The sequence below is a fragment of the Flavobacterium sp. UBA5153 genome (assembly GCA_002413745.1).
Classification (GTDB): Bacteria; Bacteroidota; Bacteroidia; order Flavobacteriales; family Flavobacteriaceae; genus Flavobacterium.
Window position 1 is genome coordinate 1 of record DHXP01000014.1, and the last position, 5187, is coordinate 5187.

5 protein-coding genes and 1 pseudogene are annotated in these 5187 nt (G+C 34.7%); all 6 read right to left on the minus strand.

Annotated elements, in window-relative coordinates:
- Positions 1-384: pseudogene (locus B2145_RS02790) on the minus strand (hypothetical protein); the annotation flags it as partial.
- 213 nt (positions 385-597) lie between these two features.
- On the minus strand, positions 598-1413 hold the full coding sequence (locus tag B2145_RS02795) for a hypothetical protein (RefSeq protein ID WP_291097926.1): 816 nt from the start codon (positions 1411-1413) through the stop codon (positions 598-600).
- A 138-nt stretch (positions 1414-1551) separates the two neighbouring features.
- The gene (rplT, locus tag B2145_RS02800) at positions 1552-1896 is read right to left on the minus strand and encodes a 50S ribosomal protein L20 (protein WP_291097929.1); all 345 of its coding nucleotides are present in this window, start codon (positions 1894-1896) and stop codon (positions 1552-1554) included.
- A 99-nt stretch (positions 1897-1995) separates the two neighbouring features.
- A complete protein-coding gene (gene rpmI, locus B2145_RS02805; protein ID WP_194311601.1) occupies positions 1996-2193 on the minus strand; it encodes a 50S ribosomal protein L35 in 198 nt (65 codons plus the stop codon).
- Positions 2194-2325: 132 nt separating this feature from the next.
- On the minus strand, positions 2326-2880 hold the full coding sequence (infC, locus tag B2145_RS02810; RefSeq protein ID WP_414654625.1) for a translation initiation factor IF-3: 555 nt from the start codon (positions 2878-2880) through the stop codon (positions 2326-2328).
- Positions 2881-2896: 16 nt separating this feature from the next.
- On the minus strand, positions 2897-4843 hold the full coding sequence (thrS, locus tag B2145_RS02815; protein ID WP_291097934.1) for a threonine--tRNA ligase: 1947 nt from the start codon (positions 4841-4843) through the stop codon (positions 2897-2899).
- Between the last annotated feature and the right edge of the window lie 344 nt (positions 4844-5187).

Genomic DNA, 5187 nt, shown 5'->3' on the forward strand with positions numbered 1-5187 from the left:
CAGTTTGCTCCGGAATATCCACCAACGACGCAACGGTTTTTTATTGTTTATTAAAAGGGGAAATACATCAGTAATTGTAGCTTCACACCCGGTATAATCTCCTTGAAAATGTTCGATGTCTGCCAAATTCAATGTGCAATGGATGATTTTACCAGTATCTTTTTTTACATCACAGAGCGATTTGGCTTTGTTGAAATAATAATAGGAACTGTCATATTCCACTTTTTCAAAATGTTTTTCCCCTAGTGCTATAAGGCGATTGATTTCAGGTAGATTGCTTTGTTTTTTGGGATTATTTCGCGTCTTTTTCTCACAGGATTGAAGGACAAAAAGTATGGTTAGTAATAAAATATATATCGGGGAATGTAACTTTTTACGTATCATTTTTCGAAATTACTGAAATTAAATTAGAATATAAAGTATCCAATTGGTATAATTTCAGAAATTTTGAATTAAGTCATAAAACAAAAAAACCCAATCTTTCGACTGGGTTTCTATATAAGTAAGTAATCTTAAATTGAGTTGATAAAACGTTTATTTTACTTTATTAAGTATTGCTTTGAAATCACGAATCTTAAATTTATAATACGAAATGATTTAGTTATAGAAATTTATATTAAATCTACAATCTACCGTGACTCCACTAGAAACTGCTGCTTTCCAGTTTGCATTTTCAATAAACTTTCTAAGTTGGTTAACAATATAATCTTGGAATTTTTGATTTTCAGAATTTTTAAATTTAATTTCTATGTTAAGGTCAGAAACCTTAGAGTCTCTCTTGATAATGAAATTTGTTTTGGCTCGAAAATCTCTTTTATCTGAACTTTGAATAAAACCATTTGGAAACTTAAAATTTGCAAAAAAATCTTTTTGAATTTCTATCTTTTGATCAAGAAACTCTTTGGCTTTCGGATATATTATATAATAGTCATCTACTTCATCAGGGTATGCAAAAACTTCGTTTAGTTTACTTATTACATATAAACTGTCAGCTGTTTTTTCAATATTTTTTATGAAATGACTTCCATATTTTAGATTTAATAATTCATTGGATGCTTTGTAATAACAATTTGTTTTTACTTGATATCTATCTCCATTGTTCTCATACCAAACATATTGCATCTCTACTTCTGGAGAGGTAACAAAATGAATCCCTCTTTTTTTGAGTAATTCGATTAAAAATGGATGATGTCTATTAGCACCTATTTTGAGATAACCTTCGGGTTCAATATAATAAAATGCCTCTTTCGATTTGAAATCAATTTTAGCTCTTTCAATTTCGGAAGAGCCATTTAAATCTCGTTTATCAATTTTACCGATTATTGTATTGACGGTGTTTTTATCTGACGGATTCTCTTGTGCTTTGATGGCAAAGCTAAATAGTATAAATATAACGGTTAAAGACTTTTTCATGTCATAAAGTTATTCTTTTTTATCTAATTGATTGTTTTATGGAAATAGAATTTGTTGTTCTTCTAAAAACAAAAAACCCAATCTTTCGACTGGGTTTCTATATAAGTAAGTAATCTTAAAATTGAGTTGATAAAACGTTTATTTTACTTTATTAAGTATTGCTTTGAAAGCTACTGGGTGATTCATTGCTAAATCGGCAAGAACTTTACGGTTCAATTCGATTCCGTTAGCTTTCACTTTACCCATGAATTGTGAATAAGACATTCCTTCTAATCTGGCTCCAGCGTTGATACGTTGAATCCACAAAGCGCGGAAATTTCTTTTGTTCACTTTTCTGTCACGGTAAGCATAGCACATTGCTTTCTCAACCGCATTCTTGGCAACTGTCCAAACGTTTTTACGACGACCAAAGAAACCTTTGGCTTGCTTCATTATCTTTTTTCTTCTTGCTCTTTTAGCAACTGAATTTACTGATCTTGGCATAATTTTTACTGTTTTTTTGTAGCAGGCGTCCCGAATTTAATCAAGGGAACTTAAGGCCATACTCCAAGGTTATTGAAATTGTTTTAACCTAAAGAATTCTTATAGAATTCTTAATTGTTGTTTGATGCTTTTCATATCTGTTTTGTGAACTAGCGCTGAGTGTGTCAAAGCTAATTTACGTTTTTTAGATTTCTTGGTCAAGATGTGACTTTTGAAGGCATGTTTTCTTTTAATCTTTCCAGAACCAGTAACTTTAAAACGTTTCTTGGCGCTAGATTTGGTTTTCATTTTAGGCATTTTTTCCTAGTGTTTTAATTTATTCTTACTTACTTATTTTCCCCTCCCCAGCCCTCCCCGAAGGGGAGGAGTGAGAAGTTATATGTGTTTCTCCCTTTTTTATTCCCCTCCTTCGGAGGGGTTAGGGGAGGATTATTTTTTCTTTTTCGGAGCAATAAACATAATCATTCTCTTTCCTTCGAGGACTGGCATTGCTTCTACTTTTCCAAATTCTTCAAGATCAGTTGCTAATCTTAACAACAAGATTTGTCCTTGATCTTTATAGATGATTGAACGTCCTTTAAAGAAAACAAATGCTTTCAATTTCGAACCTTCTTTCAAGAATTTTTCTGCATTTTTTCTTTTAAACTCGTAATCGTGCTCATCTGTTTGAGGACCAAAACGAATTTCTTTCACTACAATTTGAGTAGATTTTGCCTTAAGCTCTTTTTCACGTTTCTTTTGCATGTAAACGAACTTTTTATAGTCCATAATTTTACACACAGGTGGTTCAGCGTTTGGTGAAATTTCAACCAAATCTAATTCGAATTGGTCTGCTAATCGTAAAGCTTCCGAAGTTTTGTAAACTCCTGGCTCTACATTTTCACCTACAAGACGTACTTCTGGAACACGAATAAGATTGTTTATTCTGTGTGCGTCTTTTTTTTCTACTCGAGGCTGATAACCTCTATTGCTTCTTATTGCTATGGCTTTATAATTTAAGTTAAACTGTAAATGTTTTTAGTGTTTTGCTTATTTCTTCGTTTACAATTGCAGCAAATTCTTCAACTGTAACGCTAACATTCCCTTTTCCTTCCTGTCCGTGACGACGTATGGATATGGTTCCGTTTTTCTCTTCTTCCTCGCCTACAATCAGCATAAACGGGGTTTTCTGCATCTCTGCATCTCTAATTTTCTTTCCGATTGTCTCGCTTCTGTTGTCAATTAGGGCGCGAATTTCGTGATTTTCTAGCAGATTTAAAACTTTTTTCGCATATATTTCATATTTCTCACTCAAAGACAAAATTATGGCTTGTTCCGGCATCAACCAAAGAGGGAATTTTCCTGCTGTATGTTCTATTAAAATGGCGATAAAACGTTCCATTGATCCAAAAGGAGCTCTATGAATCATAACAGGTGTGTGTAATTGATCGTCAGAACCTTTATATGTCAATTCGAAACGCTCTGGCAAGTTATAATCTACCTGAATTGTCCCTAATTGCCATTGCCTACCCAACGCATCTTTGACCATAAAATCCAACTTTGGACCATAAAATGCTGCTTCGCCATAGGCTACAACTGTTTTAAGCCCTTTATCGGCGGCAGCATTGATGATTGCGCTTTCCGCTTTTTCCCAATTTTCATCAGAACCAATATATTTTTCTCTGTTTTCTTGGTCGCGTAACGAAATCTGGGCTGTAAAATTTTCGAATCCTAACGAACCAAATACATAAAGCACCAAATCAATTACGTTTTTGAACTCTTGATCCAATTGATCTGGCGTACAAAAAATATGCGCATCGTCTTGAGTAAAACCACGTACACGAGTCAAACCGTGTAATTCGCCACTTTGTTCGTATCTGTAAACAGTACCAAATTCAGCATAACGTTTCGGTAAATCTTTGTAGGACCAAGGTCTTACATTGTAAATTTCACAGTGATGAGGGCAGTTCATCGGTTTCAATAAAAACTCTTCCCCTTCGGCGGGAGTGTTTATTGGCTGAAAACTGTCGGCACCATATTTAGCATAATGACCCGAAGTCACGTATAATTCTTTTTGTCCAATATGTGGCGTAACCACTTGTTCGTAACCCGCTTTTTTCTGCGCTTTTTTCAAAAATTGCTCCAAACGATCTCGAAGTGCAGCACCTTTTGGTAACCATAACGGCAAACCTTGCCCCACTTTTGCCGAAAAAGCGAACAATTCTAGTTCTTTTCCCAGTTTTCTGTGGTCTCTGCGTTTTGCTTCTTCGAGCAATTCCAGATATTCAGTTAAGTCTTTTTGCTTTGGAAACGAAATCCCATAAACTCGAGTTAATTGTTTGTTCTTTTCATCACCGCGCCAGTAAGCACCGGCAACACTCATAATTTTCATTGCCTTGATAATTCCTGTATTGGGGATATGACCACCACGGCATAAATCGGTAAAAGTGGAATGATCACAAAAAGTAATCGTTCCGTCTTCAAGATTCAAAATCAATTCGGTTTTGTAAACATTGTCTTTGTAGGTTTCAAGAGCTTCCGCTTTAGAAACAGGGCGCAGTTTGAATTCGTGCTTTTCTCTAGAAATTTCCAGAACCCGGTCTTCAATTTTTTTGAAATCAGTATCTGTAATTTTTTGGTCTTCAAAATCTACGTCATAATAAAACCCATTGGCAATTGCTGGCCCAAGAGTTAATTTTATCCCAGGATACATTTCCTCAAGAACCTGTGCCATCACGTGTGAAGTCGAATGCCAGAAAGCTTTTTTACCGCCTTCGTCATTCCACGTATATAATATAAGACTGCCATCCGTCGTCAAAGGAGTTGTGGTTTCTACAATTGTTCCATCAAAAGAAGCCGAAATCACGTTTCTGGCAAATCCCTCACTAATGCTTTTAGCAACATCCATAGGAGTTACGCCTGGCGCAAATTCTTTAACTGACCCGTCGGGCAAAGTAATCTTAATCATTGTTTAATTATTTTAAGAATGCAAATATAGACGATTACAAAAATACATACAATATATATGTAAGGTTTGTTACTATTGTAAATGTAAAAAGGAAAACAACACTCATTATATAGTATAGGTATGGAATGAGTTTTTAATCAGGAGCTATTTCCTGCTATGCGCTACAATCTTTTTGATGCGAGTTCCTGCCTGTCGGCGGAACTCGCATCAAGAAGGATTTTCACTTCTATCAGGGCTAGGGGAGTTGTTTCTATTGAATATCTATCTTTTCTGCCAGCTTTCAAAAAAACTTTCATTTACAAAACGCAGGATTACAGTGTATTAAAAAATAGTTTAAAAAAACT